Here is a 23,863-nt window from a genome sequence, read left to right as displayed (position 1 = left end):
TCAGAGGTGGTCCTGGATTTTCGACCAGTATGCAGCCTTGTTAAGATGGATCAGGATTTCATTTCAGGCCGCTAATCTCATTGGTTCTGTCTTGCTGTCATATGCCTCGTCAGGGGTCAAGATTCCGTGCGTGGAGTGCGGGCGTTCGCCGTTGTAATAGGCCAGCCACTTTCTGATACCAGCCTTTGTCTCTGAACCACTTTCGAAGGCATGCAGGTAGACGCATTCATACTTCAATGACCGCCACAGCCGTTCGATCATGCGATTATCGCGCCATGCGCCTTTGCCATCCATGCTGATCTTTACCTTTGCCTCGATGAGCACGTCGATCCAGTCGCCGCTGGTAAATTGGCTTCCCTGATCCGTGTTGAATATTTCCGGCGCGCCGTGTTTGGCCAAGGCCTCTTTCAGGGCCTCGATGCAGAACCCCGCGTCCATGCTGTTCGATAATCGCCAGCTCAGAACCTTGCGACTGTGCCAATCCATGATCGCCACGAGATACAGAAAACCACGCTGCATCGGGATGTATGTAATGTCAGCGCACCAGACCTGGTTCGGGCGGTCGATCACCAGATTGCGCAACAGATATGGCCAGATCTTATGCTGCGGATGCTTTTTGCTGGTGTTGGGTTCCTGATAAATCGGAACCAGACGCATAAGACGCATCAACCGCCGGACACGGTGACGGCCACATTGGTGATTATTGCGCTTCATGTATCGAGCCATCTGGCGTGACCCATACCATGGCGTTTCCAAAAACTGCTTATCAATGATCCCCATGAACCGCAGGTTCTCGGCACTCTCGCCCTTTGGCTCATAGTAAAGACTCGACCGCGTCAGCGTTAGCAGGGCACATTGGCGGCGGACGCTCAGCTTGTGGTCCTTGCTCACCATTTTTTGCCTCGCGTCCCGAGAAGTTGGTGCGAGGCATCGGCCAAAAAATCTCGCTCCACCACGAGTTGGCCAATCTTGGAATGCAGCTTATCGACTTCAGCCGCGTTAACCTGTTCTGGTGCAGCACCTCGGCGCGTGAATGCCGTCGCCATATTTTCTATCGCCGCCCGCTTCCATGTGCCGATCTGAGTCGGATGAACGCCGTATTTCTTGGACAGCTCTGCCAGCGTCATCTCCTCACGGATCGCTTCAAGCGCAACACGGGCTTTGAATTCTGGCGAATGGTTCTTTCGTTTTGTCATTTTGGATCGTCACTTTCATCATGCGATCCATCTTAACAGCCGGTCCGAATTTCCGCGACCACCTCTGTCTTTGTCAGCGCTAGTAGTTCACCTGTTCGAAGCCGTAGTTGCCCTCATAGTCACGCCAATCGACGAAGACAGATCGGTGATAGATACCCGGGCAATTCTGGCCCCAACGTTCAAGTCCCACATGCGCCTCGGGCAGGGCAGTTATGGAAGATCGCTGCCATGAGAAATCGCCTTGGGTCCCATAGGTGCCGAGAACCACGGTCGCGCTTCGGTTGCAGTCACCATCGCGCCCGGAATCGTGCTGTCGTGCATACCGTACATCGAAGACGCGGATGGAACGCACGAAATTGAACTCAGGTCCGCTGATATCGAGGTCTGCGCGGTCCTGAACGCGCCGGAGTGCCTCGTCGGTGGGCACGAGATCGTCGACTGGCAAGGATTGGAGCGGTCGACGGTTGTCCGCCTGGTACAAGGCTTCAAAGATGCGGCCAGCGTTTTTTGGTGGCCGATCGTTCTCATAGGAGGCGCCCATGGGACAGCGCCAGATTTGCAGCGGCGGTTCCACTGGCCAGGGCGTGATCCGCCTGATGAATTCGGCGCGAGCCCGGGCGCACGGGACGGATGCAGGCCAGCCGCCAGACAGGCACAAGAGGATCGCGCAGTCAATCGGGTATGTCTGCGCGCGGGCGGGTGCCGGCAGCGTAAAACCTGTCACAGTCAAAGCGACAGCGACCGAGGGGAGAAGCTTCTTGATTAGATGGTGCATGCTGCGAAACCTCCGGGAGAGGAGTTCAGCATACATGCGATAATATACTATCGCAATGTGAGTTCCATTTCGATTGCATCGGTTTGCTTGAGTAAGGTAGCTCATGTCTCCTCCAGTTTCATCAGTTCATCTCGAAAGGCCTCGGCCGGGGTCCGATAGCCCAGACATTTGCGCGGTGTCGCGTTTAGGCGGTCGCAAATCGACTTCATATACCGATTTGGGAGCGACAGCAGAGCGGTGTCTCGGGGCAGGTATCGGCGCACCCGTTTGTTCATGTTCTCAACCGAGCCTTTTTGCCATGGTGCCTGTGGATCGCAGAACCACGCTTTGGTGCCCATGCCTTTGTGCAGTTCACGCCAGGATGTGAACTCAAAACCCCGATCGAACGTGATGCTGCGCCGCGCATTAGCGGGCAGGGGTGACATTTCATTGATCAGCTTATTCATCAGTGGTCGTGACTTGCGATCGTTGTTGCGCAGCAGCAGGGTGTAGCGCGTCTTCCGCTCGATCAGCGTGGCGACATTGGCGTTGCCCTGCGCGCGCTCAAAGATCATCAAATCACCTTCCCAGTTGCCGAACTGGCTGCGGTCGTTAATCACATCAGGGCGGTTGTGAATGCTTGTTTTCAAGGGGAACACACGATCACGGGCTTTGCGTGCGTAGCGTGATTTACGCTTCTTTTGGCGTTCAGGAAGATACCGGCCAAGTTCTTGAGACTGACCATTCTCGGAATAGACGTACTGATAGATCGTCTCGTGACAAATTCGGTAAGGAGCACGCGGTTCGATCTTCAAACGGCCCGCAATCTGTTCGGGCGACCAGCCGTTTTTCAATTTGCCGATCACTTCGTTGCGCAAATCCTCGTGCTGTTCCAGCTTGCGGCGCCTGAGATGACGCCGATCTGCGAGCGTCTGCGCTGTCACATGCCAATAGCCATCAGCCTGCGGAACGTCTTCATCGTGCCACCAGTTGCGCTTGATCTCACGGTGGATCGTAGAGCGGTCACGGCCAAGCACCTCAGCGATCTTGGTCTTCGTCGCTTTCGCCTGCAGCATCTGTGCTAAGATTCTGCGTTCATCTAAGTTCAATTTGCGGTAGGGTCGTCTCATCACATCCTCCTGATCTGCATCAGAAATTTATCTAGTGATGCAATCCAAAATGGAATGTGCCCAATACTAAGCATAACTACGCATAATGAAGTTTATGTTATTTCTTCTCCGGCTAATGCCGACCTTCGCTTATGCTTGGTAAAGGTGCACATCGCGGGACAATGCCGTCATTCGTTTTTCATATTTCGCTGACGCAGCACGGCTTCGCGCATGCGGCAGGTTTGTCGCTGCGTTGCAGCTCAAGTTGCCAATGCGGTCATTCAATCTGGCTAAATGTCACAAAGTCCAAACTCCACCTTCGCTGTCTCTTCGCAGCATGTTTTCGAAAACAGTAAGGCGCACAACAACTTGAAGCACCTACAACAATCACACCAGTCCCGTAAATAATGACGGGATCTTTATCCATGGTTTACCGACGATCTTGAAGCGATTCCTCGACGGTCCAATTGTTGCGCTCTTGATCTAAAGATTTCACGATTTCGAAGCTCTAGTGACCAGATTGTTTGGCTACGAGATTCTCGCGCAGCGATAAACCTCCAAGGCTAGAATAATCCGTTTGCGGGGTTCTAAGAGTAGGACGGAATATTGACTTTCACCGCCCCTTCTCGCCGCCGACATGTGTTTGCCGCATGCTTGGCCGGACGCGGCCCTTCCACGCCTCAAAATGGGTGCAAAACCAAGTGTAGCCAAACCCGTTGGGATGCTGCGCACGATATTCCTGCCACAGCAGCATGCGGGTCACGCTGCGCCGACGCAGATCTTTATCAATCACCGCCCAATCCGGCACCGGGCGGTCTGGGTCAGATACATCTGACGCGTTTGGAAACAGCAACAGCTCGAGGCTGTCGTCATCCAGACCTTCCGGCAGTGGCCACGCCAACCCAGCATCACGTGCGCGGCGCAGATAGGTCCCAACACTTCCTTTCCCAAGCCCCAGCGAGGCGGCAATCGCACGCTCGCTCAGCCCTTGGGCAAATCTCAATCTCAATACGTCCCGAATACGGCGCATGGTCAAACGTCCTGTCGGCATCCCAATCCTCCTGTTCTTCAGGAGGTGGAGTAACTGCAGTTCGTTGGCCAGTCCTGCCCATGATCGCGTGAAATCACTGCCCGCGATCGCGTGAAACAGGTGCCCGCCTTCCCATGAAATCGCTGCCCACGATCAGCTGAAATCAGCGCCCGCCATCATGCGAAACGCGCAGCACGTACAAGCGCGTGGGTCGAGCAGGCTTTCCGGTCCCATTGAACCGTCCGGCGCAATGCGACGTGCGCGGACCTGCATGGCATTCTCATAGCTGTCCTCTGCGGCTTGATTATCGTATGCACGACCATCTAGCCAAAGAGCTGTCAAACCAGCGCTATCATCAGGGATTAGCGACACGAAACCATGTTCACGCTTTGATCGGTCATCGTGGGGTATGATTGGCGTTGTCCAGTTCAAACCCTCATCGAAGGAGAAAGCGATCTTTACGTCGTATTGATAGCTGCCCGGCCCATTCAATTCCAACCAATGCGCTGCAAGCGTCCCATCGCTAAGCCCAACGACTGACGGAAAGTCGGCCCAGTTCACAAACAGTGTCTCAGATTGATGAATTGTACGCGCCTCCGTCCAAGAGGTGCCATCGAACAGGGCCATCCGAACGGCGTTGTTACCTTCGGTCCAACTCATCACGATCCGACCATCGGGCAGTGTTGAAAGCGAGGGTTCACGTGCGTGATCCCCAACCGGTGCTGTCCGTCGTCATATAAAATGGGACATCAGAGCGGCTTAAACATTGGAGGCTCTGGTTCGGTTGCGTGATTGATTATGCTGCTTGTTTTTGATGTTGCAAGCGGCGGCTTTGGATTGTCATTTTCTTGATCTTTTCCCTTTCTCTGATGATGGCTTTGTCACGTCCAAAATAGACGTCAGCGGGTGTGACGTTGCACAGGCCCTCGTGGTAGCGCTGGTTGTTGTAATAGTCGACGAAGGCCCCGATCTGGCGTTCAAGATCGCCGGGCAGGTAGTAGTTTTCCAGTAGAACCCGGTTCTTCATGGTTTGATGCCAGCGCTCGATTTTGCCCTGGGTTTGCGGATGGAACGGCGCACCGCGAACGTGATCCATTTTCTGGTCCCCCAGCCATTTGGCCAGGTCGCCGGATATGTAGCACGACCCGTTGTCGCTGAGCAGGCGCGGCTTGTGTCGGACCACGGCTTGGTCGCAGCCAGACGCCGTAAGAGCCAGCTCAATGGTGTCTGTCACGTCCTCGGCCCGCATGGTCGTGCAGAGCTTCCAGGCAATGATATACCGGCTGTAATCGTCCAGGATCGTGCTGAGGTAATACCAGCCCCAGCCGATGATCTTGAAGTAGGTGAAGTCGGTCTGCCACATCTGATTGATCGCCGTGGTTTTGTCCGAGAACTCATCGGCAGCCTTGATCACCACATACTCGGGTGCCGTGATCAGATCGGCAGTTTTTAGAATGCGGTAAGTCGATGATTCAGATATAAAATACCGCTTCTCATCAGTATATTTGACGGCCAGTTCGCGTGCGGTCAGCGCCTCATGTTCCAGCGCGAACTCGATCAGGTCATCACGACGAGCATCAGGGATGCGGTTCCAGACCGATCCTGGGCGTGGGGATCTGTCAGCCAGCGCATCGAACCCGCCGTCGACATAGCGATCATACCATCGGTAGAATGTCGTGCGTGGGATGCCCAGCATGTCGAGGGTTTGTTTCACCGGCAGATGTGATCCCTCAACGGTGCGGATGATCTCCAGTTTCTCAGACGCAGGATATCTCATTCCTCGAACTCCCCAGCCCCTGTCATGCTTTTTTTGAGCAGACGGTTCTCAAGGGTTAGGTCAGCCACGCATTCCTTCAGAGCCACGGCCTCGGATCGCAGATCCTTCACCTCAGGCGATGTCGCCTGACGCGCTGTGTCCCCGGAAAGGCGTCGCTTTCCAGCCTCAAGGAATTCCTTCGACCAAGTATAATACAGACTGTCAGAGATACCCTCGCGGCGACATAACGCCGAGATGCTTTCCTCCCCGCGCAATCCGGCCAAAACAATGCGGATCTTCTCCTCCGCCGAGTAGGTCTGGCGGGTCTTGCGGCGGATGTTTTTGACCAGCTTGTCAGCTGCATCTTTCGATGTTCCGGGCTTCTTGTTCATCTTCGCTCCTTAAAGGCTACGATGAACCAGAAACCCTCCGTTGTTCAAATCATCAAATCTGTCCCACAGGTGCTGACGTCAGACACCCCCGCCAGAAAGGCCGCGAAGATGCCGATGCCGGAAATATCCATCATGTTTTATGCTCGGCGCTGAAGGGTCGCGTCGCCCACCAGAAGGCAATCAGCGGGATGACGATCCACTGCAATACCGGCGACAACCCTGCATCGAGAATCGGAATGATCGGCATCAGGTCCGAATAGGCCCATGCCGCGCGGATCACGATGTTGAGCCATTCACTGAACAGCGTATATCCCAACCCGAACAATATTGTCAGCACGGTCACCGATCGTCGTGTCGGATTCACGAAGGGCCAGCTGCGGCCCGTCAGCATCAAGGCAAGCATCAGCGCGCTCATGGCAATCAGGATGTCGCCACCCGTGCAATGAACCGCAGCGAAGATGATCTCACCCCAGGTGCCCTCGTTCCAGATCGTGTAGAGCGGCAAGTGGGCGAACTCCCAGATCAGATTAGCCGGGATGATCACCAAAAAATACCGACGGAGTGCTGTCAGGGAAATTCCATCCGGCGCGGACTGCATAACGCCAATCGCGATATCGCTCATTGAAACGCCCCCGTCAGCCGATCCCACCAACCGCGTTCGCGACGTCGGTGCTGGGCCTTGTTGATCAACTCGCTGACATAGAGGATCAGGTTCACATTCTTGAATTCCATGCCATGGAACTTTGCGGCGAACCGCCCCCCGATATCCACGACATGGGTGACCGCACCGTGCATCATCATGTCGCTGTCGGTGGTCATCGTGAATTCTAGCCCATAGTCCCGCGCCAGAAGGCGCGTCGCGTCCTCAGCCTGATCAGGCCGTTTGGTCAGAATGACCCAGTTGGTCGGATCGAACCCATGCCGGTCCCCGTACCCGCGCAGAACGTCAGGCGTGTCATTCACGGGATCGGTTGTGATCGAGATGAATTGCACCAGATCCCTCATCGGCCCGTCGTTGATCGAAGCCTGGACCGCCGCGATCTTTTCCGCATGGAGCGGGCAGATATCCGGGCAGTTGGCGTAGATGAAATGCAGGATGACAACCTTGTCGCTGAAATCGGACAGGCGCACAGAATTGCCCTCCGCATTCTGCAACTCGAAATCCGGGGCCTGTGCTGCGTCGATGGCCTGGAAATATGGCTCCATCTCGAACATCCGCGCATCCAGATTTTCACCCGGATGATCGGCGGAGGCCGCAGAGGAGATCGTGGCCGCAAGTGTCGCCAAGGCGGCGCGCCGGGTTAGATAGATAATCAACTGCATCACCTTTCGGATTGATCGGGCTTGCCACCACCCGCATCGTTGCATTTCCCGCCGGACCCGCCCTTCATGCACAGACCAAGCCCGCACATCGCGGCACAGGGTGCCAGCGAGACCAGGACAGGCGCGAGACCGATCGCGGTGAGCCATCCCCAGTTCAGGGCCATGCCGCCGCCCATCACGGTTGCCGCACCGACGAACAGCAATCGTCTGCGCGGCAACCACCGGAGCCGGTTGCCGGCGCTTTCGGTGCCGACGGCGCCCGCATCGTTGGAAGATGATATGTCGGTCATCCGGAAAATCCTTTTGAAGTTTGAGTACTGGTCATTTTGAGAACTGGACGGTCAAGGGCGGGCGGCGCTCTTTCAGGGGCGCTTATTCGATAAAGCCTCGCAAGAAGGAGACCATCTCGGGATCATCCCATTCGGCCGGGCCGACCAGTCTCCCAAGCTCCCGCCCCTGCGCGTCGATCAGGATCGTTGTCGGCAGACCGACGGTGCGCAGCGCGGTCATCGACAGCATGGTCTTGTCGACATACATCTTGAGATTGTTGACACCGATCTCGTCGTAGAACCGCCGCACGACGGGCGACCCGGCCCTGTCGATGGACAGGGCGACAACCTCGAAACGGTCGCCGCCAAGTTCCGCCTGAAGTGCATCCAGCGTCGGCATCTCTTCCCGGCAGGGGACGCACCAGGTTGCCCAAACGTTCACGAGGATCACCTTGCCACGAAAATCCTCCATGTCCCCACGGCTGCCGTCCTCGGTCTCGAAGCGCACATTGATCACCGGCTGCGGCGTGTCGTGCAGTGCGAAGCCTTGCGGCCCGGCAAACGCCGTGCCGACGGACAATGCCCAGACGAGCAGCGCCGTTTTGAGATATTTCATGGCGTTGGCTCCTTGCCAGCTTGGGTTTTCAGATCACGGACGATCGGCAAAAGGGTTTCCTCCAGAATCGCTCGCGTGATGGGGCCGACATGGCGGTAGGCAATGGCGCCGTCGGACGTGATGACATAGGTTTCGGGCACGCCGTAAACGCCCCATTCGATGCCAGCACGTCCGTCGATGTCGGCCCCGATGCGCGCGTAGGGATCGCCCAATTCGTCGAGCCAGGCGCGCGCCTGCTCGGGTGGGTCCTTGTAGTTGATCCCGTAGAGCGGCACCTCACCGGTGGCGCTCAGCTCCATGAACAGCGGGTGTTCGGCCCGACAGGGCACACACCACGAGGCAAAGACGTTCACCAGCGAGACATGGCCGATCAGGTCCTGCGTCGAAAGACCTTCCTCGCGGCCGAGCACCGGAGCAAGCGCAAACTCCGGCACAGGTTTGTCGAGAAGCGCCGATGGCAAGTCGTCGCCGCCCCTGAAAAGCCCCCAGCCGAACAAGACCATGAGGGCAAAAGCTATCAGCGGCACCAGCACAAACCCGGAGATCCTGCGCCGCGGTACGGGGTCGATTTTGCTGACGACCTCTTGCGTCATGGCTGCACCTGCTCATCCGCAAGGGTACGGCTTTCCTGCGAAGCGCGGATCCGATCGGGCCATGTGCTCTTGATGTAATCGATGATCGCCGTGATCTCTTCATCCGTCAGCACCTCCTTGAAACCGGGCATGTCGCTTTCATAGCCATTCCCGACAATCGCCGCCGTTCCGCGCTTCACGATGTCCAAAAGCACGCGGTCCGTATGGTGCCAAGTATGGCCCGAGGCGTCATGCGGCGGGGCAGGCAACCGGCCGTTCGGCAATCTGGAGCGCCAATCGGGCTGCCCCTCCAGGTTTGCGCCATGGCAACTGGCGCAATTCTCCTGATAAAGGCGTTCGCCCGCGAGCGAGTCATCCTGCGCCGAAACGGGCAAGACCGTTGCAGCCAGCAAAAGTGCTGCGAGCCTAATGGTAATTTTCATGTCGCTTGTGCCTTCTTCTGGCTATCCAAATACAACGAGAGTGCGACTATCGATGCCACGACAAGCAGGACGGACGCCCCCAGACCAATCCCCATCGACAACAGGCCGTCGCCGTTGCTGTCGCCCTCATTCCGCATCTTGGCGCATTTCTATTTTCCGCTGTCCGAGCGGATGTATTTGACCAAGGCGATTGCCGCGAGCACCAGCACCGCCACGATGAGTAACCAAACCAGTCCCATCGCGATCATCATGCCGCCACCCATCATTCCACCATCCATCATCATGCACTTCATCCTTTGTTTTCCCTTGAAACCGGTCAGGCACGGGATCGCACCAGACCGCGCAATTGATCATTCGACCGCATATACGGTCGGGTTCACACCTTCTTCGACGGTGTAAATCTTGAACGGTTCCTGCTTCGCGCCCCCCATACCCGGCGATCCCAACGGCATGCCGGGAAGTGTCAGACCGGCGATGTCCGGGCGCTCATCAAGCAACTTGCTGACGACATCAATTGGCACATGACCGCTGACGACGTAGTCACCCAGAAAGGTCGTATGGCAGCCCTGGAAATCGTCCGGGATACCTGCATCACGGCTGATCTGAGCAAGATCATGGGTCGGCTTTACCTCGACCGTGAAGCCATTCTCGCGCAGGTAGTCCGCATAGCTCTCGCAGCATCCGCATTGCGGGTTCTTGTAGAGCGTGGCCTCTTGCGCTGCGGCAGGCGCGGCATTCAGGCTCATTGCAAAGACAGCGGCAGCACCTGCGGTGCCAAGACTGGCAAGTCCAATTAGTTTCTTCATCGGTTCTTTCCTTTCGTGGTGATCGTTACGTGAGATTGTTTCAGGTTTTGGTCGTGCCAGGATCGACACGTATGATGCCCATCATGCCGGCCGCCTGGTGTTCGAGGATGTGACAATGGAACATCCAGTCTCCCGGATTGTCCGCCACGAAGGCGATTTCGACCCGTTCCTCGGGTGCCAACAGGACGGTGTCCTGCCATTCGCGATGCCGTGTCGGTTGTCCGTTCCGTGCGATCACACGGAACGAATGTCCATGAAGATGCATCGGGTGATGCCACGCGGTGCGATTGTCCATCTGGAGCACATGCGACGTGCCCTGCTGCAGGAGCAGCAATGGATCCATCATGTGCCCCGTTGCTGCTTTGCCGTTGATGAACCACATGTTGCCTTCGCGCATCTGCTCCATCATGGACCCCATGCCGCCGCCCATCATCATCTGCCCCATCATGCCGCCGTTGAAGACGATCTGATGCCGCGTGGCGGCTTGCATATCGGGTTCGGCCAGCGGGTTGGGAGGCAGCGCCATCGACCAGTCCGGGACCGCGTCCCGTAACCGATCCGGCCCGTAGGCGAGATCGACCAGACGGTATTCCAGATCCCTGTAGAAGACATCGGTGATGGTCAGGCTCTCTCCGGGCTTGCCGATCATATCAATCACCAGATCGACACGCATGGCCGGACCGACCACCACGATGTCATCGACTGGTACATGAGGTGATACGGGTTGACCGTCCAGAGCGACCACGACCGGCGCAAGACCACTGAAATTCAGCCCGAAGATCCGGGCATTCGCCGCGTTGATCAACCGCAGGCGGATGCGTTCTCCGGATCGCACGGAGATGCGTTCCGGCATCTGGCCGTTGATGGTCACGGAATTGCCTATGCGGCCGCCGTGCATGGCGTCGTGACGGCTTCCGAAGTCCCCGGCAATCTGTCCTTCTCGGGTCATGCGCCAGTCATCGAGCATCCAAGTCAGGTCGCGATCCACACGGATCGGGTCCGCCTCCTCGACGATCAGCGGCCCGTAAAGGCCACGGCCGACCTGTTCTGAACTGCGCTGGTGCGGGTGATACCAGAACGTACCTGCGTCCAGCGCATCGAATTCGTAGAGAAACTTGCCACCGACCGGGATCGGGTCCTGTGTCAGGAAAGGCACGCCGTCCATCGCATTGGGTGTGCGAATGCCATGCCAGTGGACCGTCGTCCCTTCATTTAGCCCGTTCTCGGCCAGAACCCGAATTCGGTCTCCCTGCAGCACCCGGATCTCGGGGCCGGGGAGGGATCCGTTGTAGCTCCAGACGTCGGTAGAGCCGTAGGGTGCCGGTCGCAGGGCGGCTTGTCCGGCCGCAGCGCGTAGCAAGAATGGGTCCTCTGTCGGACCTGCCATCGCTACTCGTGCCGGTGACAGAGCGGATATGGCCGTGAAAGCGGCACCGGTGCACAGCACGTGCCGCCGTGAAATCAGTCTGTTGAGGGTCATTACTTCTGCCTTGATCTGAAAGGGTCGCACTCAGCCAGCTTCGGCCAAGGCAACGGTCAGGCCCCGCAACAAGCGAGGTCGTTATCAGGTTCAGACAGGCAGCTTGGGAGGAAATGGATCAAGGGAGGGAACCGAGCCAATCGGGATCACAGGTCCCGCGACCGGGATGACAACTCCGAAGGCCATCTCAAGCGTCATCGCTGACGTACGAGCTACGATACCGGCCGTACTTCCCGCGCCACAAGGGACTGTACACCCACCCTCGCAGGATATCCCGTCAGCAAATCCGATCGGATCGCATCCGCTGCAATGGTCGTCCGCGCTTTCGGCGCCCGCCATCTGAGCCATTGCTGCCTCAGCCGCATTCACTGCCGATACATCCGGCGCAACCACGGCACCGAAGCTCAATGCAAGAATCAAAATGAGGCGGAAAAAGCGGATCATGCAGTTCTTATGCAAGCTTCCAGTAGGGGGAGGTCAAGAAGTATCCTGTAACATAGGCGTGACATTGCCACGCGGGTACTGACTGATTGGCCAACGGATGCCCGAGGTTGGTTTCGGGGGAAAATCTGAGGCGAGACTGCGGACTCATCCAAGGTCTTTTTCGGAGCCAGGCAACCACCCGCATCCTTTCATGCTGGTGGCTGCCCTTGTGTCAACTTGCGTCTTTGAATTCGGTGTATTCACCGCGCACCTGGACAGTCACGGTTGCGGGCTGGCTGTCCCGATTCCGCCAAAACCATCCGTGTTCGTCGTCAAATGTCGCGATGATCTCGCCCTCGTCGCCCGTCGAACCGGGGCCCTTTTCATAGGTCACCGAATTGCCCTCGCCATGGCCGTGCATGTTGAAGTTCACACGCCCGCCATCGACCAGCATTCGGTATTCTTCCGTCTGGCCCTCTTCCATGACCAGCTTCCACTCGGCACTGTCGCCGGGTGCAAGCGTAAAGGTGGTTTCGTCGCGCCAGACCTCGACCTCCTGCGCGTGTGCCGCACCGGTGCAGGGTCATAACCGATTCCGGCGCTATGTCCCGAGAATGCTCCATCTTCTTAAGATCGACGGGGCGCATGTGGCTACGCCGCTCTTGGCTGCCATCGATTTGATCAAAAATGGCGCAAGGCATTCTGTGCCAACAGATTTTCTGCGACGCACCTCGAAGTGGCACCAGCACCTGAAGATGCAGCAACCGAGTGATCAACGCTTGTGGGAGGTGGCGGTTCTGTTCCATTTGCGGGACGCCTTCCGATCCGGCGATATCTGGCTGGCACAATCCAAGCGCTACGGTGATCTCAAGCAGGTTCTGGTTCCCGCAACAACGGCAGCGGCAAATGCGCGGCTTGCTGTGCCGCTTGATCCCGAGCAATGGTTGGCAGACCGCCATGCCCAGATGGAAATCGGTCTGGAAAAACTCTCAAAGGCGGCGAAACGCGGAACGATCCCCGGCGGGGCCATCGAAGACGGTGTCCTGCAGCTCAGCCGATTGCCTACACAAAACCCGAACGGCGCGGCTGATCTGCTCTTTGATCTGTATAAGCGTGTCCCGGATACGCGCATCACCGACATCATGTTGCTGGTCGATGATGCAACTGGGTTCACCGATGCGTTCACACATCTACGGACAGGGGCACCGCCGAAGGATCGGATTGGCTTGCTGAATGTGCTGCTTTCGGAAGGCTTGAATCTTGGATTGAGCAAGATGGCTAAGGCGAGTAATTCGCATGGGTTTTGGGAATTGATGCGTATTTCGCGGTGGCACATTGAAAGTGAAGCCTAGGCTCCAGACCCATTAATCCGCTTGAGGCTGCCAAGCTTGCATGATTCAAACTCCCAAAATCTGGGGGCATTATGAGCAATCTTTACTGGCTGACGGACGAACAAATGGCGCGGCTTCGGCCGTTCTTTCCAAAGAGCCATGGCAAGCCACGCGTGGATGACAGGCGCGTTCTGAGTGGAATAATATTCATGAATCGCAATGGCTTGCGGTGGTCCGACGCGCCGAAGGAATACGGCCCGGCAAAGACCCTCTACAACCGATGGAAGCGGTGGGGCGACATGGGCGTCTTCGCGAGGATGATGGAGGGGTTGGCCTCTGAGGCGACAGTTCCGAAGATGGTAATGATCGACGCGACCTATCTCAAAGCACACCGCACGGCTTCGAGCCTTGGGTTGAAAAAGGGGGGCGCGGTCGCCTGATTGGCCGAACAAAGGGCGGCATGAACACCAAGTTGCATGCCGTCACAGATGAAAACGGCCGCCCGATCAGCTTCTTCATGAGCGCAGGCGAGGCCAGCGATTATACTGGTGCAGCGGCATTGCTGAACAGTCTTCCTCCTGCGCAATGGCTTCTGGCCGACAGAGGTTATGATGCCGACTGGTTCCGTGAAGGCTTGCAAAACAAGGGCATAAAGCCGTGCATCCCTGGCCGGAAGTCGCGAGCAAAGCCCGTCAAATACGACAAGCGTCGATACAAACGTCGTAACAGGATCGAAATTATGTTTGGTCGCCTGAAGGATTGGCGCCGGGTTGCCACTCGCTACGACAGATGCCCGAAGGTCTTCCTCTCAGCCATCGCACTCGCCGCGACCGTCTTGTTCTGGCTTTGATCATCAATGAGTCTGGAGCCTACGGACGGGCGCTTGCGAATATCGTGGACGCTCAGGCCAAACTACCTATGGCGTAGTTCTGGGGCATGGGGATAACCGCATCCAGCGACGATCAGTTCTTTCCAACCACCCGACAAGGCGAGGCGATGAATCTGATCAATGCCAAATACGGAAATGAGCCGGTGCTGAAAGCCTACACGCATGTTTCGGACCAGTTTGCGCCGTTTGCATCTCAGACCATTCCGGCCACGGTCAGCGAGGCAGCTTACATCCTTGATGGGTTGCTGAACAATGATGTCGGCAAACGGATCAAGGAACAATATGCGGACACAGGCGGCTTCACTGATCACCTCTTTGCGGTCACGTCGATCCTGGGCCATCGGTTCATTCCGCGCATCTGGGATCTGCCATCAAAGCGGCTTTATGTGTCCGATGCCGGAGGAACGCCACAGAACCTTAAAGGAATGATTGGCGGCAAAATCCGCGAAGGCCTGATCGCGTCAAACTGGCCTGACATTCTCAGGATTGCAGCCACAATGACGGCGGGGACGGTCGCGCCAAGCCAAATCCTCCGCAAACTGGCTTCGTATCCACGCCAGAACGATCTCGCGTTGCTTTGAGGGAAGTCGGCCGTGTCGAACGCACATTGTTCATGCTGGATTGGGTACTCAACGCGGATATGCAGCGGCGAGTGCAGATCGAATTGAACAAAGGTGAGGCGCATCACGCGCTGAAGAATGCTCTGCGCATCGGCAGGCAGGGCGAAATACAAGACCGCACGACCGAAGGACAGCACTATCGTATGGCGGCGCTCAATCTGCTGGCGGCCATCGTCATATACTGGAACACCGCCCGGCTCGGTGAGGCGGTGGTGCAGCGCCAAGACGCGGGCCTGCCTATTCAGCCTGACCTCCTTGCGCATACATCGCCACTCGGGTGGGCGCACATTCTGCTGACAGGAGAATACAAATGGCCAAAAAAAATGATACGCAGGACAGCGGACCTTGGCTACGAGGCGCATGGACTCACACAGTGCGGACAAACCAAACTTATGCAGTTGCGGCTATTGCTGACGCAGCATCGCTATGCAACTGCGGCAAACATGCCGTTCGACATCTGCGCATATCCTGGAAGCAGTCATTGGATTTTGCCTGGGCTGATGCGAAGTGTATGGTTTCGTCCTCATCTATTTGACTGTCGAAAAGCTCTGCTTACTCACAGAATTGAGTTTGCCTAGATTGGAGGAGGTGTAATTAGTTCAGATGTTCGACATCATTCGCCGCGTCATTCAGTGGCTCGTCCGAAGCATCCTCATAGAGCGCGGCAAACAGCGCGAAGGCGACGGCCGCCGCTATGCCCGCCAACGGGATCCAATGCCATTTTTTCGATTTCTCGAAGTCCGGTTCCTGGTTCGACATATTGCACCTCCAAAAAAACGATCTGGCCGGGCGATGCGAAGAGCGCCCGGCCAAAGGGATCAGTCGTCGATCGAAATCGGGCTGACCAGCGGGCCGCCATCGACAACCACCGGCTTGTCGTTCGCAACGCTTCCGGGTCCGAATTCGTAGACGCCGAGTTCGCCATCATCGACGTGCAACATCGCGATGACTTTGTCTCCGTCATAGTCACCGGTCAGCGGAACGTAGACATTTTCGGTCATGCCAGCCTTGACATAGGTATGCCCGATCGAGGCCGGAACGACCGGCTTGCCGTCCTTGATTGCGTGGATCACGACCCAACCATCCGCGGCGGCGGTCACGGACTTGACCACGACGGCGTGGCTCAGTTCCTGCTCTGCGGTTTCGAGCGCGTTGGACACGTGGCCGTCAGCGAGGGCGACGGACGCAGTGGCGGTCAGGACCGCGATTGTGGCGATAACTTTCTTCGTAGCGTTCATGAGAACTCTCCTTTGAATTCGGTTGGAGCGCCGCTTTGGGCGGAGCTTGCAAGGTTCACGACCGACAGCCTGGAACCCTTCCCAAGTTTTTGTTCACGAACCCGTGATCGACAATTTTCAAAAGATTTCCGGGAATAATCCGGCGACCGCGCGCGTTACTTATGTGAATGCATGCAAACGGAGGCAGCGTGCCGACCCATCACGCCCTTGCCCAAGAGGCCGACGCCATGAAGCGGTACGCGATCACGCTGACGCGCGACGTGCACACCGCCGATGACCTGGTGCAGGATTGCATGGAACGAGCCTTGCGCAAGTGGACGCTGCGGCGCGCAGGTGTCCCCCTGCGGGCCTGGCTGTTCACGATGATGCGCAATCTGCATGTTGATGGGTGGCGGCAGGCGAAACGACGTCAGACGGAATCGCTTGAGACCATGACATCACCGCCCGCGATACCGCCGACCCAGGAAAACCATGTCGAGTTGAACCGGTTGTTGGCGCGCGTCATGTCTCTGCCCGACGATCAGCGTGTGGCTTTGATACTGGTCAGCGTTGAAGGCTTCACCTACCGAGAGGCCGCTCAGACGCTTGGCGTCCCAGAAGGCACGATCCTGAGCCGCGTAAGCCGGGCCCGCGCCGCTTTGCGCGGGGCAACGGCTGAGACGGCCCCAAGACTGAGGAGCGTGACATGACAAGCGCGCCGAAGGATATTCGTGAAGAGGATCTTGTCGCCTACGTGGACGACGCCTTGCCGCCTGATCGGAGAAAACAAGTCGAAGCCTATCTGAATGACACACCAGAAGCCGCCCGTCGGGTGGAAGCCGACATGGCCATCGCCCGCGATCTGCGCCATGCCTTTGCGGGGCTGGTTGCCGATCATCCGATGGCGACGCTGCCGGTTGCCGAACGGCGCAGGCACATGCCGTTGGCATGGGTTGCGTCAGTTGCGATGGCGCTGATGATAGGCGGTACGGCAGGTTGGGTCCTGCGCCCCGACACAGCCCCGCAGCCGATGTCGGGCCTTGTGGCCGAAGCCTTCGCCGCACATCGCACTTTCGTTGTCGAGGTCGCGCACCCGGTCGAGGTCGGGGCGGAGAACAAGGGCCATCTGGCCACTTGGCTGACCAATCGGCTGGATCGTCCGTTTGCTATCCCCGACCTGCGTGTCGTGGGTCTGTCGCTGGTCGGTGGGCGGCTCCTTCCCTCGCCCACCGAACCAGCGGCACAATTGATGTACGAAGACGGCAACGGTCAGCGCCTGACGCTCTATCTGCGACGCGGCAGCGAAGGCGATCCAAGTTTCCGATTTGCCGAAACGGCCACCGAGCAGGCGTTCTACTGGAGCGACACCGAGTTCGCCTACGCCCTGACCGGTGCTTTGCCGCGCGCGCGCCTTCTGGAAATCGCTCATTTGCTGCAGGCTCAGTTCGAGGATCCAGGCGCGCCAACCTGATCTCACGGAAGCGTGATCATAAATTCGGGAAGGGTTCTGGATGTCGGCGCGTCAGTCTTGTGAAGGCCGCCCGCAATCGGTGGAGGCCGATCCACGACCCTGACAGGAGATACCATGCGACTGACAACGCTTTTCACCACCACAATCCTTGCCGCCGCCCCGGCATTCGCCGACACCGCAGCCGACCGCCGCGGTGATACCGCGTTCAACGATCCATCTATCGAACACGCGCCGCAAGACGGCGTCGTAAAGCTTTACGGCGCGGGTGGTCCGCACACGGCATTCCGCAAGGTCGCAGCCGTCTTTGAAGAGCAGACGGGAACCTCCGTCGAAGTGATCGCGGGCCCGGAATCGAAATGGACCGCAGACGCCCAGGCCGACGCCGACATTCTTTGGGGCACATCCGAGCAGTCGATGACAGCCTTCCTGCTGACCTACACGGCCTTCGATCCCGCGAAAGTCGAGCCGATCTACCTGCGGCCGACCGTGATCGCAGTGAAGGCCGGCAACCCGCTGAACATTGATGACTTCGATGACCTTCTGGCCGACGGGGTGCGGGTTGTCGTGACCGAGGGCGCAGGGGTCTACAACACCTCCGGCACTGGCACATGGGAAGACGTAGCGGGCCGTTTGGGGAGCCTCGATGACATCTCCGACCTGCGACGCAATATCGTGGCCTATGCGCTTGGATCGGGTGCCTCCTATGGGGTCATCTCAAACGGTGATGCCGACGCTTGGATCACCTGGCCCAATTGGCCGATCACAAAGGACGACCTCGACATGGTCGAACTGTCTGCGGATCGTGTGATCTACCGCGACGTGAATGTCGTGCTTTCGCCCGATGCCGATCCGGAGGCGCAAGCCTTCCTTGACTTCCTCATCACGGATGAAGCGCAGGAACTCATGGCAACCGAAGGCTGGCAGCGATAGTGCGGTTGATCCGACAACTTTCGCAACATGCGGAATAAACCAACATGATTGGACGTTTTGTCTTTAGGCCCCGCTGCTTAGCCGGGGCCTAAAGGACTTTCGGAACATGAGTTGCTTGATGACACAGCCCTGATTGCCCGGTGACGCCGAACGGACTTCAGTCCTCCCCGCAAGGCCGAACACCGGTTCACGGTCTGCGCCCTGTTCCTGACCCGGAAGTTTTATTTTCGTGAGCTTTTCGCCATCGGAGCGGCGACCGTCTGAGCTGTCGCAGCGGCGTGTTTCTCAGATATAGAAATAGGACGGTACCAGCGTCGAAGTCGCTGCTGCCGTGGTTCAGCTATCTGGAAGTCGCGCGATGGCGGGCATCTATTTCCGGACAAACCGCGTTGCCGTGCGGTTTCTCAATTACGTGGCGCCGACTGCGCTGACACGGCACCTGACCGCATCCATCGATCTTGATCCGTCGCAACGTTCTGACCCTGCCCCTCGGTTGAATACAACATACGGGTCTTCCCAGGGACTTTCGGCGGTGGTTATTCTTGTATTGCGCGACGGCTCCTACGCTTTTCCATCCGACAACCCTGCCGGTTATAGCTCTGATCTGTTGGCGCAGCCTCCGGGAGCCGTGCGCCCCCCATATCCAACTGACTGAGCATCGGAACTGCACGACCCCAATTACCAAAATGGGTTATCCGGCAAGCAGAGCGACCGCACAAGCGGGCACCGTCCTTTGGCCAGCCGACCCGGCCACGTGCATCCACTTATTTGGAGCTTCGCGAATATTTTTTCGTTCCGCGGGAATAAAATGCACCCTCAACACGTTAGTTACGCATGGAGCTGCTGCATACCGTGGAGTGCAAATGCTTCGAACCACGGGAGGAAAGACATGAAAATCATAGAAAAAGTAAAGCGTCGGCATTTCCTGATAGGATCAGCGGGCACGATGGTGGCTGCTGCAGTCGGGGCACCGGGGATGGCGCAATCAGACGGGGAGCCGTTGCCAGATTACGTCGCATGGAAAGACGCCGAGGACATGATCGTCCATTCCAAGCAGACGCTTGAGACGAAGCGCGCCGCGCAAGGTTCGGAGCTGATCACGCCCAGTACCGAGCTTTACATACGCAATAACCTGCCCGCCCCACCCGACGAGATCGTCGCAGATCGCGATGCCTGGGAGGTCGAGATCGACGGGGTCGCGAACCCGGGTAAGATGACTGTGGGCGAGATGAAGACGCTCGCGGTCGAAACCGTGGTTTGTGTGCTGCAATGCTCGGGCAACGGGCGCGCTTTTTTCGATCATGAAACCAGCGGCTCGCAGTGGTCGGTTGGTGCTGCGGGCAACGTGGTGTGGACCGGCGTGCCGGTGCGCGCCGTGATTGACGCGATGGGCGGCGCGAATGCGGGCGCCGTGTTCCTGACCGGTACAGGTGGCGAAGAGATCCCCGAAGGTCTTCCACCCGAGACGATCCAGGTCGAACGGTCGGTTCCAAAGGTCGCGATGGATCAGGCTATCCTGGCGTGGGAGATGAACGGTGAGCCTTTGCCACTCGCCCATGGAGGCCCCCTGCGGCTGGTGATTCCGGGGTATTATGGCGTGAACAACGTCAAGTATCTCAAACGTCTGGCAATGACGGCCGAGGAATCGCCCAATAAAATCCAGCAAACCGGCTATCGCGTGCGCTCCGTGGGGGTAAAGGGCGATCCCTCTCAGCCGTCGATGTACGAGATGGCCGTCAAATCCTGGATCACCGGCCCTCTGATGGATGCGGCGACCGGCAAGGTGCAGGTCCACGGCGTCGCCATGGGCGGTGTCAGCGGTCTGGACAAGATCGAGGTGTCCACCGACGGGGGGCAAAACTGGGCAGAAGCGCAGTTCCTTGGCCCGGACCTTGGCCCCTATGCATGGCGGCCATTCGTGCTGATCACGGAGCTGTCCGAAGGCACACATATGCTGGCGAGCCGTGCCACCAACGAAGCAGGCGATACCCAACCCGAGATTTTTCCGCCCAACGAACGGGGTTATGGCAATAACGGCTGGCGCGCCCATGCCGTCGACGTGACCGTCAGCTGAGCTGACTGACCGGCGGCATCCTCTGCCACCGGTTTGACAACAAAAAAACCGGAGACATGAACATGACCACCCGAACGACGCCACGACTCGGCGGCGCAGTTTTTCTTGCCTTGATGGCCGGTGCTGCGAGCGCCGAGGCTGATCTGGATGCGGGCCGTAAGATATTCACTGAAACCGCGCAACCCGCCTGCGCCCTTTGCCACGCGCTGAAAGATGTGGGTTCGGAGGCCGAGATCGGCCCCAACCTTGATGAATTCAAACCGACAGTCGATCAGGTGCGCGCAGCCGTGACCAGTGGAATCGGAGTCATGCCAGCCTTTTCGGAAACGCTGACCAAGGAAGAAATCGAAACGGTTTCGAAATACGTGGCCCAGGTCACGGGAGGGTCGGAGACTGCAACCGGCACAGATGCCGCTACTGAAGCGACAGATTCCGCAGATGCGGAGGAGGTTGAAACTCCCGGCGCTGAGATCCTTGCGCAGGGCGACCCGGCTGCCGGCGAAAAGACGTTCAGGAAATGCAAGGCTTGCCATACGGTAGACGAAGGTGGGTCCAATCGTGTCGGTCCCAACCTTTATGGTATCGTCGGGGCACCCGTGGCAACGGTCGACGGCTTTCGCTATTCCGACGCGCTGGTTGAATACGGGGGCGATTGGACACCTGATCGGCTTGCCGCGTTTCTTGCAAATCCCCGGAAAGAAGTGCGTGGCACCAAGATGGGGTTCAGTGGCCTGCGCAAGGCGCAGGATCAGGCCGATGTCATTGCCTATCTTGACAGCTTGACGGACACCGCAAAAACCAACTGACCTAGCCGACGCAGGACCGTGCCGTCCGGGTTGCCTCCGAAAGCGACGCCATCACGCTTTCGGAAACACGTTCGCGGGTTTCAAGCATCAGATAACTGGCGATGGCATCGAACCGCGTGCGGTCCATCCCTGTCGCGACAACTATATGACGAAGGTGATCCCCGGACAGCCAGGTTGCGATCTGCTGACCGGGTGTGTCGTTGCCCTCTGGGGAAACGAACGCGCCGCGAAAATAGGTCAACCTGCATCCATTCTGACCCGCGTAATGCATGACTTCGCCGTTGTCCGATGTGCGGAAGGCAACAGCCGTCAGGTTTGCGACGGACAGGTCGGGTACGCCCACCGCACCGCCTGTCGCGGCGGGCCGCAGATCGGCGGTTTCGACGTCATACATCTCAGCGGCCAGTTCAGCGTGAATGTCAAAAGCTGTCGGGGTGGCAACAAAAGCGGGTCCGAATACCACAGCCAAGGCAATTCCCGCAGCGACAGCACCGCCCGCCAGCCAGCGCCGGGGGTGCCAGCTACTATTTGCGGCACTAGTTTCCGGCATAGATTCCGAATGCACGAGGTCCGGTCGCAAGGCCGCCAAGCTGACGGACACGTTCCGCACGTCCTCAAGCGCTGCGGCAAGCGCGGGCTCGGATGCAGGCCGCCCCTCGAATGCGCGCATGTCGGCCGCGCACAACTCACCATCGTGGTAAGCGTTGACCTGTTCCCAGTCCTTGTCGTTCAGTTCATTCATGTCTTCCGCGTCACTTCCTGCTTTGCCGTTTCGGCCCCATCGACGATTTCCAGCAACGCCTTGCGGGCACGGCTGATCCGGCTCATCACCGTTCCGTTCGGCACATCCATCACTTTCGCCGCCTCGGCGTACTTCAACCCCATGATATCAACGAGGCACAGAACCTCGCGGGTCTCGGGCGGCAGTTTCTTAAAGGCCAGCCGGATCAACACATCCCGCGCGGTGTCCGACGCACCCGCTTCATTGGATAGACGTTTTTCGGCCGCGAAATATTCCCGACGCACGCGCCTTTTTCTCAGCTCATCGTAATGCAGGTTGCGAATGACACGGAACATCCAGGGCCGTAGTTCCCCGATCGGGTCTGGCCTCCCACCTGATCGCAGCCCCCGTTCCACAGCATCCTGAACAAGATCTTCAGCCTCGTCGCGGGAATGGCAAATGGCTATCGCATAGGCCCGAAGTTCAGGCAATAGGATTTCAATGGAGGTCAGCTGCGCCATGACGAACCGTACCGCGTTTGCAGGTGGGGTCAAAGCAAACAAGGAGCGCTGGAAAAGTCCGGTCAGAGCTTGAAATAAATTCATACCGTCGCATATGCGAATGTATGAAGGTAAAGCAGATGCAAGAAAACGCGGACAAGGCTGAGGCGCTGCTCAAGGCGATGGCCAGCCGGAATCGCCTGATGATCTTGTGTACGCTTGTCGAAGGCGAAAGGTCGGTCGGCGCACTCGCAAAGGCCCTTGGGGTGCGCGAAAGCGTGATTTCCCAGCATCTCGGGCTTTTGCGCCGCGACGGGTTGGTGCAAGGGCGGCGGGATGGGCAGACGATCCACTATGCGCTTGCGGGCGAAAACGCAAAGCGTCTGCTGACCACCCTTTACCAAATTTTCTGCACCGACGACGCGGACGCCCCGGAACCCGATGACTGACAGACGCGCCCCCATCTGACACCCCAACCAAAACGAGGCATTATGACGATCACACGCCACAGCCCGTCCAACGGCCCTACCTCTCCGGATGTCTGGGGGCTTTATGAAGAGGAAACGGGATCCATCCAGTATGTCGCTGCCTGCCCCGCGACCGGGCAGGCCGCGCTGATCGACGTGGTTCTGGACTTTGATCCGAAGGCCGCATCCACTTCGACAGACAGCGCAAAGGCTGTACTGGATCTGGTCAATCGTGAGGGGCTGGAGGTGGCGATGATCCTCGACACCCACCCCCATGCCGACCACATGACCGCCGCCGCGTGGTTGAAGGAGGAGACCGGCGCGCCGACGGCGATCGGTCAGAAGGTCACTGAAATCGCGGCCATCTGGCGCGATCTTTACAACCTGCCGGACGCATTTGATCCGGCGCGGTGTTTTGACCGGATGTTTGCCGAGGGCGAAACCTTTGCCATCGGCGATCTGTATTTCCAAGTGATGCTCTCCCCCGGCCATACCCTCGGCTCGGTCACCTATGTCGCGGGCGATGCGGCCTTTGTGCATGACACGCTGATGTATCCCGACAGTGGCACGGCGCGCGCCGATTTCCCGGGCGGCACGACGGAGGAGCTTTGGGCGTCGATCCAATCCATCCTTGCCCTGCCCGATACCACCCGGCTTTTCGGGGTCTG

The 23,863-nt window shown here is 58.1% G+C and carries 27 protein-coding genes and 4 pseudogenes; 10 read left to right on the top strand and 21 right to left on the bottom strand.

What is annotated here, in order from left to right:
* Positions 1-63: 63 nt before the first annotated feature.
* From BLQ98_RS14875 to BLQ98_RS14800, 17 genes and pseudogenes are all read right to left on the bottom strand, one after another.
* A protein-coding gene (locus BLQ98_RS14875) for an IS3 family transposase (protein ID WP_425263962.1) occupies positions 64-1,196 on the bottom strand; the annotation gives its coding sequence in 2 pieces (ribosomal slippage) (positions 64-917 and positions 917-1,196; 1,134 coding nt in all).
* 79 nt (positions 1,197-1,275) lie between these two features.
* Positions 1,276-1,971, bottom strand: a complete 696-nt coding sequence (locus BLQ98_RS14870) for a hypothetical protein (RefSeq protein ID WP_244148448.1) — start codon at positions 1,969-1,971, stop codon at positions 1,276-1,278.
* 101 nt (positions 1,972-2,072) lie between these two features.
* Complete coding sequence (locus BLQ98_RS14865) at positions 2,073-3,080, bottom strand: IS30 family transposase (protein WP_093734050.1); 1,008 nt, start codon at positions 3,078-3,080, stop codon at positions 2,073-2,075.
* A 601-nt stretch (positions 3,081-3,681) separates the two neighbouring features.
* Positions 3,682-4,110: pseudogene (locus tag BLQ98_RS14860) on the bottom strand (sigma factor-like helix-turn-helix DNA-binding protein); the annotation flags it as partial.
* Positions 4,111-4,242: 132 nt separating this feature from the next.
* On the bottom strand, positions 4,243-4,749 hold the full coding sequence (locus BLQ98_RS14855; RefSeq protein WP_208596074.1) for a hypothetical protein: 507 nt from the start codon (positions 4,747-4,749) through the stop codon (positions 4,243-4,245).
* Positions 4,750-4,885: 136 nt separating this feature from the next.
* A protein-coding gene (locus tag BLQ98_RS14850) for an IS3 family transposase (protein ID WP_093734049.1) occupies positions 4,886-6,237 on the bottom strand; the annotation gives its coding sequence in 2 pieces (ribosomal slippage) (positions 4,886-5,901 and positions 5,901-6,237; 1,353 coding nt in all).
* Between the two features lie 130 nt (positions 6,238-6,367).
* Complete coding sequence (locus tag BLQ98_RS14845) at positions 6,368-6,859, bottom strand: hypothetical protein (RefSeq protein WP_093734048.1); 492 nt, start codon at positions 6,857-6,859, stop codon at positions 6,368-6,370.
* Positions 6,856-7,560: an SCO family protein gene (locus BLQ98_RS14840; RefSeq protein WP_093734047.1), complete on the bottom strand. Its 705-nt coding sequence runs from the start codon at positions 7,558-7,560 to the stop codon at positions 6,856-6,858. Before BLQ98_RS14840 ends, BLQ98_RS14845 begins: the two co-directional genes overlap by 4 nt.
* Positions 7,560-7,850 (bottom strand): hypothetical protein, encoded by a 291-nt coding sequence (locus BLQ98_RS14835; RefSeq protein ID WP_093734046.1) that lies wholly within the window; start codon positions 7,848-7,850, stop codon positions 7,560-7,562. Before BLQ98_RS14835 ends, BLQ98_RS14840 begins: the two co-directional genes overlap by 1 nt.
* Positions 7,851-7,932: 82 nt before the next feature.
* Positions 7,933-8,445, bottom strand: a complete 513-nt coding sequence (locus tag BLQ98_RS14830; RefSeq protein WP_037929516.1) for a TlpA family protein disulfide reductase — start codon at positions 8,443-8,445, stop codon at positions 7,933-7,935.
* Positions 8,442-9,038 carry a DsbE family thiol:disulfide interchange protein gene (locus BLQ98_RS14825; protein ID WP_093734045.1) on the bottom strand — a complete coding sequence of 199 codons (597 nt, stop codon included), beginning with the start codon at positions 9,036-9,038 and terminating at the stop codon, positions 8,442-8,444. Before BLQ98_RS14825 ends, BLQ98_RS14830 begins: the two co-directional genes overlap by 4 nt.
* On the bottom strand, positions 9,035-9,460 hold the full coding sequence (locus BLQ98_RS14820) for a c-type cytochrome (RefSeq protein WP_037929512.1): 426 nt from the start codon (positions 9,458-9,460) through the stop codon (positions 9,035-9,037). Before BLQ98_RS14820 ends, BLQ98_RS14825 begins: the two co-directional genes overlap by 4 nt.
* A gap of 149 nt (positions 9,461-9,609) precedes the next feature.
* Positions 9,610-9,744, bottom strand: coding sequence for a hypothetical protein (locus BLQ98_RS18600; RefSeq protein ID WP_007121580.1), 135 nt, complete (start codon positions 9,742-9,744; stop codon positions 9,610-9,612).
* A gap of 66 nt (positions 9,745-9,810) precedes the next feature.
* Positions 9,811-10,266 (bottom strand): DUF411 domain-containing protein, encoded by a 456-nt coding sequence (locus BLQ98_RS14815; RefSeq protein ID WP_093734044.1) that lies wholly within the window; start codon positions 10,264-10,266, stop codon positions 9,811-9,813.
* 40 nt (positions 10,267-10,306) lie between these two features.
* Complete coding sequence (locus tag BLQ98_RS14810; protein ID WP_141135344.1) at positions 10,307-11,746, bottom strand: multicopper oxidase family protein; 1,440 nt, start codon at positions 11,744-11,746, stop codon at positions 10,307-10,309.
* Positions 11,747-11,836: 90 nt separating this feature from the next.
* Positions 11,837-12,190: a hypothetical protein gene (locus BLQ98_RS14805; RefSeq protein WP_047997994.1), complete on the bottom strand. Its 354-nt coding sequence runs from the start codon at positions 12,188-12,190 to the stop codon at positions 11,837-11,839.
* Between the two features lie 211 nt (positions 12,191-12,401).
* Positions 12,402-12,653 carry a hypothetical protein gene (locus tag BLQ98_RS14800; RefSeq protein ID WP_244148447.1) on the bottom strand — a complete coding sequence of 84 codons (252 nt, stop codon included), beginning with the start codon at positions 12,651-12,653 and terminating at the stop codon, positions 12,402-12,404.
* Between the two features lie 91 nt (positions 12,654-12,744).
* On the opposite strand from BLQ98_RS14800, the pseudogene BLQ98_RS14795 reads away from it, so the two are divergent.
* From BLQ98_RS14795 to BLQ98_RS14785, 3 genes and pseudogenes are all read left to right on the top strand, one after another.
* Positions 12,745-13,518 (top strand): annotated as a pseudogene (locus tag BLQ98_RS14795) (Tn3 family transposase); the annotation flags it as partial.
* Positions 13,519-13,592: 74 nt separating this feature from the next.
* A protein-coding gene (locus BLQ98_RS14790) for an IS5 family transposase (protein ID WP_093734042.1) occupies positions 13,593-14,350 on the top strand; the annotation gives its coding sequence in 2 pieces (ribosomal slippage) (positions 13,593-13,911 and positions 13,911-14,350; 759 coding nt in all).
* An 8-nt stretch (positions 14,351-14,358) separates the two neighbouring features.
* Positions 14,359-15,332, top strand: a pseudogene (locus BLQ98_RS14785) (Tn3 family transposase); the annotation flags it as partial.
* 271 nt (positions 15,333-15,603) lie between these two features.
* Here the strand turns inward: BLQ98_RS14785 and BLQ98_RS18300 are convergent.
* The gene (locus BLQ98_RS18300) at positions 15,604-15,768 is read right to left on the bottom strand and encodes a hypothetical protein (RefSeq protein ID WP_156178419.1); all 165 of its coding nucleotides are present in this window, start codon (positions 15,766-15,768) and stop codon (positions 15,604-15,606) included.
* Between the two features lie 59 nt (positions 15,769-15,827).
* Entirely contained in the window at positions 15,828-16,247 is a 420-nt protein-coding gene (locus BLQ98_RS14780) for a DUF7282 domain-containing protein (RefSeq protein WP_053079185.1), read from the bottom strand.
* 188 nt (positions 16,248-16,435) lie between these two features.
* Here BLQ98_RS14780 and BLQ98_RS14775 point away from each other — a divergent pair, with 188 nt between their 5' ends.
* From BLQ98_RS14775 to sorU, 5 genes are all read left to right on the top strand, one after another.
* Positions 16,436-16,936 (top strand): sigma-70 family RNA polymerase sigma factor, encoded by a 501-nt coding sequence (locus BLQ98_RS14775; protein WP_197089316.1) that lies wholly within the window; start codon positions 16,436-16,438, stop codon positions 16,934-16,936.
* Positions 16,933-17,697, top strand: a complete 765-nt coding sequence (locus BLQ98_RS14770) for an anti-sigma factor family protein (RefSeq protein ID WP_047997998.1) — start codon at positions 16,933-16,935, stop codon at positions 17,695-17,697. The genes BLQ98_RS14775 and BLQ98_RS14770 overlap by 4 nt, the downstream gene beginning before the upstream one ends.
* Before the next feature lie 114 nt (positions 17,698-17,811).
* Positions 17,812-18,627 carry an extracellular solute-binding protein gene (locus BLQ98_RS14765; RefSeq protein ID WP_047997999.1) on the top strand — a complete coding sequence of 272 codons (816 nt, stop codon included), beginning with the start codon at positions 17,812-17,814 and terminating at the stop codon, positions 18,625-18,627.
* Positions 18,628-19,516: 889 nt separating this feature from the next.
* Positions 19,517-20,701 (top strand): SorT family sulfite dehydrogenase catalytic subunit, encoded by a 1,185-nt coding sequence (gene sorT / locus BLQ98_RS14755; protein ID WP_047998000.1) that lies wholly within the window; start codon positions 19,517-19,519, stop codon positions 20,699-20,701.
* Positions 20,702-20,763: 62 nt separating this feature from the next.
* On the top strand, positions 20,764-21,507 hold the full coding sequence (sorU, locus tag BLQ98_RS14750; protein WP_047998135.1) for a SorU family sulfite dehydrogenase c-type cytochrome subunit: 744 nt from the start codon (positions 20,764-20,766) through the stop codon (positions 21,505-21,507).
* A gap of 1 nt (position 21,508) precedes the next feature.
* Here the strand turns inward: sorU and BLQ98_RS14745 are convergent, their stop codons facing one another.
* Together BLQ98_RS14745 and BLQ98_RS14740 are read right to left on the bottom strand one after the other, a co-directional pair.
* Positions 21,509-22,249, bottom strand: a complete 741-nt coding sequence (locus tag BLQ98_RS14745) for an anti-sigma factor (protein WP_047998001.1) — start codon at positions 22,247-22,249, stop codon at positions 21,509-21,511.
* The gene (locus BLQ98_RS14740) at positions 22,246-22,833 is read right to left on the bottom strand and encodes an RNA polymerase sigma factor (protein WP_244148446.1); all 588 of its coding nucleotides are present in this window, start codon (positions 22,831-22,833) and stop codon (positions 22,246-22,248) included. The genes BLQ98_RS14745 and BLQ98_RS14740 overlap by 4 nt, the downstream gene beginning before the upstream one ends.
* Positions 22,834-22,868: 35 nt before the next feature.
* Here BLQ98_RS14740 and BLQ98_RS14735 point away from each other — a divergent pair, with 35 nt between their 5' ends.
* Both BLQ98_RS14735 and BLQ98_RS14730 read left to right on the top strand, forming a co-directional pair.
* Positions 22,869-23,177: an ArsR/SmtB family transcription factor gene (locus BLQ98_RS14735; protein WP_231582200.1), complete on the top strand. Its 309-nt coding sequence runs from the start codon at positions 22,869-22,871 to the stop codon at positions 23,175-23,177.
* A 42-nt stretch (positions 23,178-23,219) separates the two neighbouring features.
* Positions 23,220-23,855, top strand: a pseudogene (locus tag BLQ98_RS14730) (MBL fold metallo-hydrolase); the annotation flags it as partial.
* Between the last annotated feature and the right edge of the window lie 8 nt (positions 23,856-23,863).

The organism is Sulfitobacter litoralis (assembly GCF_900103185.1).
Taxonomy (GTDB): domain Bacteria; phylum Pseudomonadota; class Alphaproteobacteria; order Rhodobacterales; family Rhodobacteraceae; genus Sulfitobacter; species Sulfitobacter litoralis.
The sequence above is the reverse complement of the archived record's forward strand: the minus strand, read 5'-3'. Positions and strand labels throughout refer to the sequence as shown.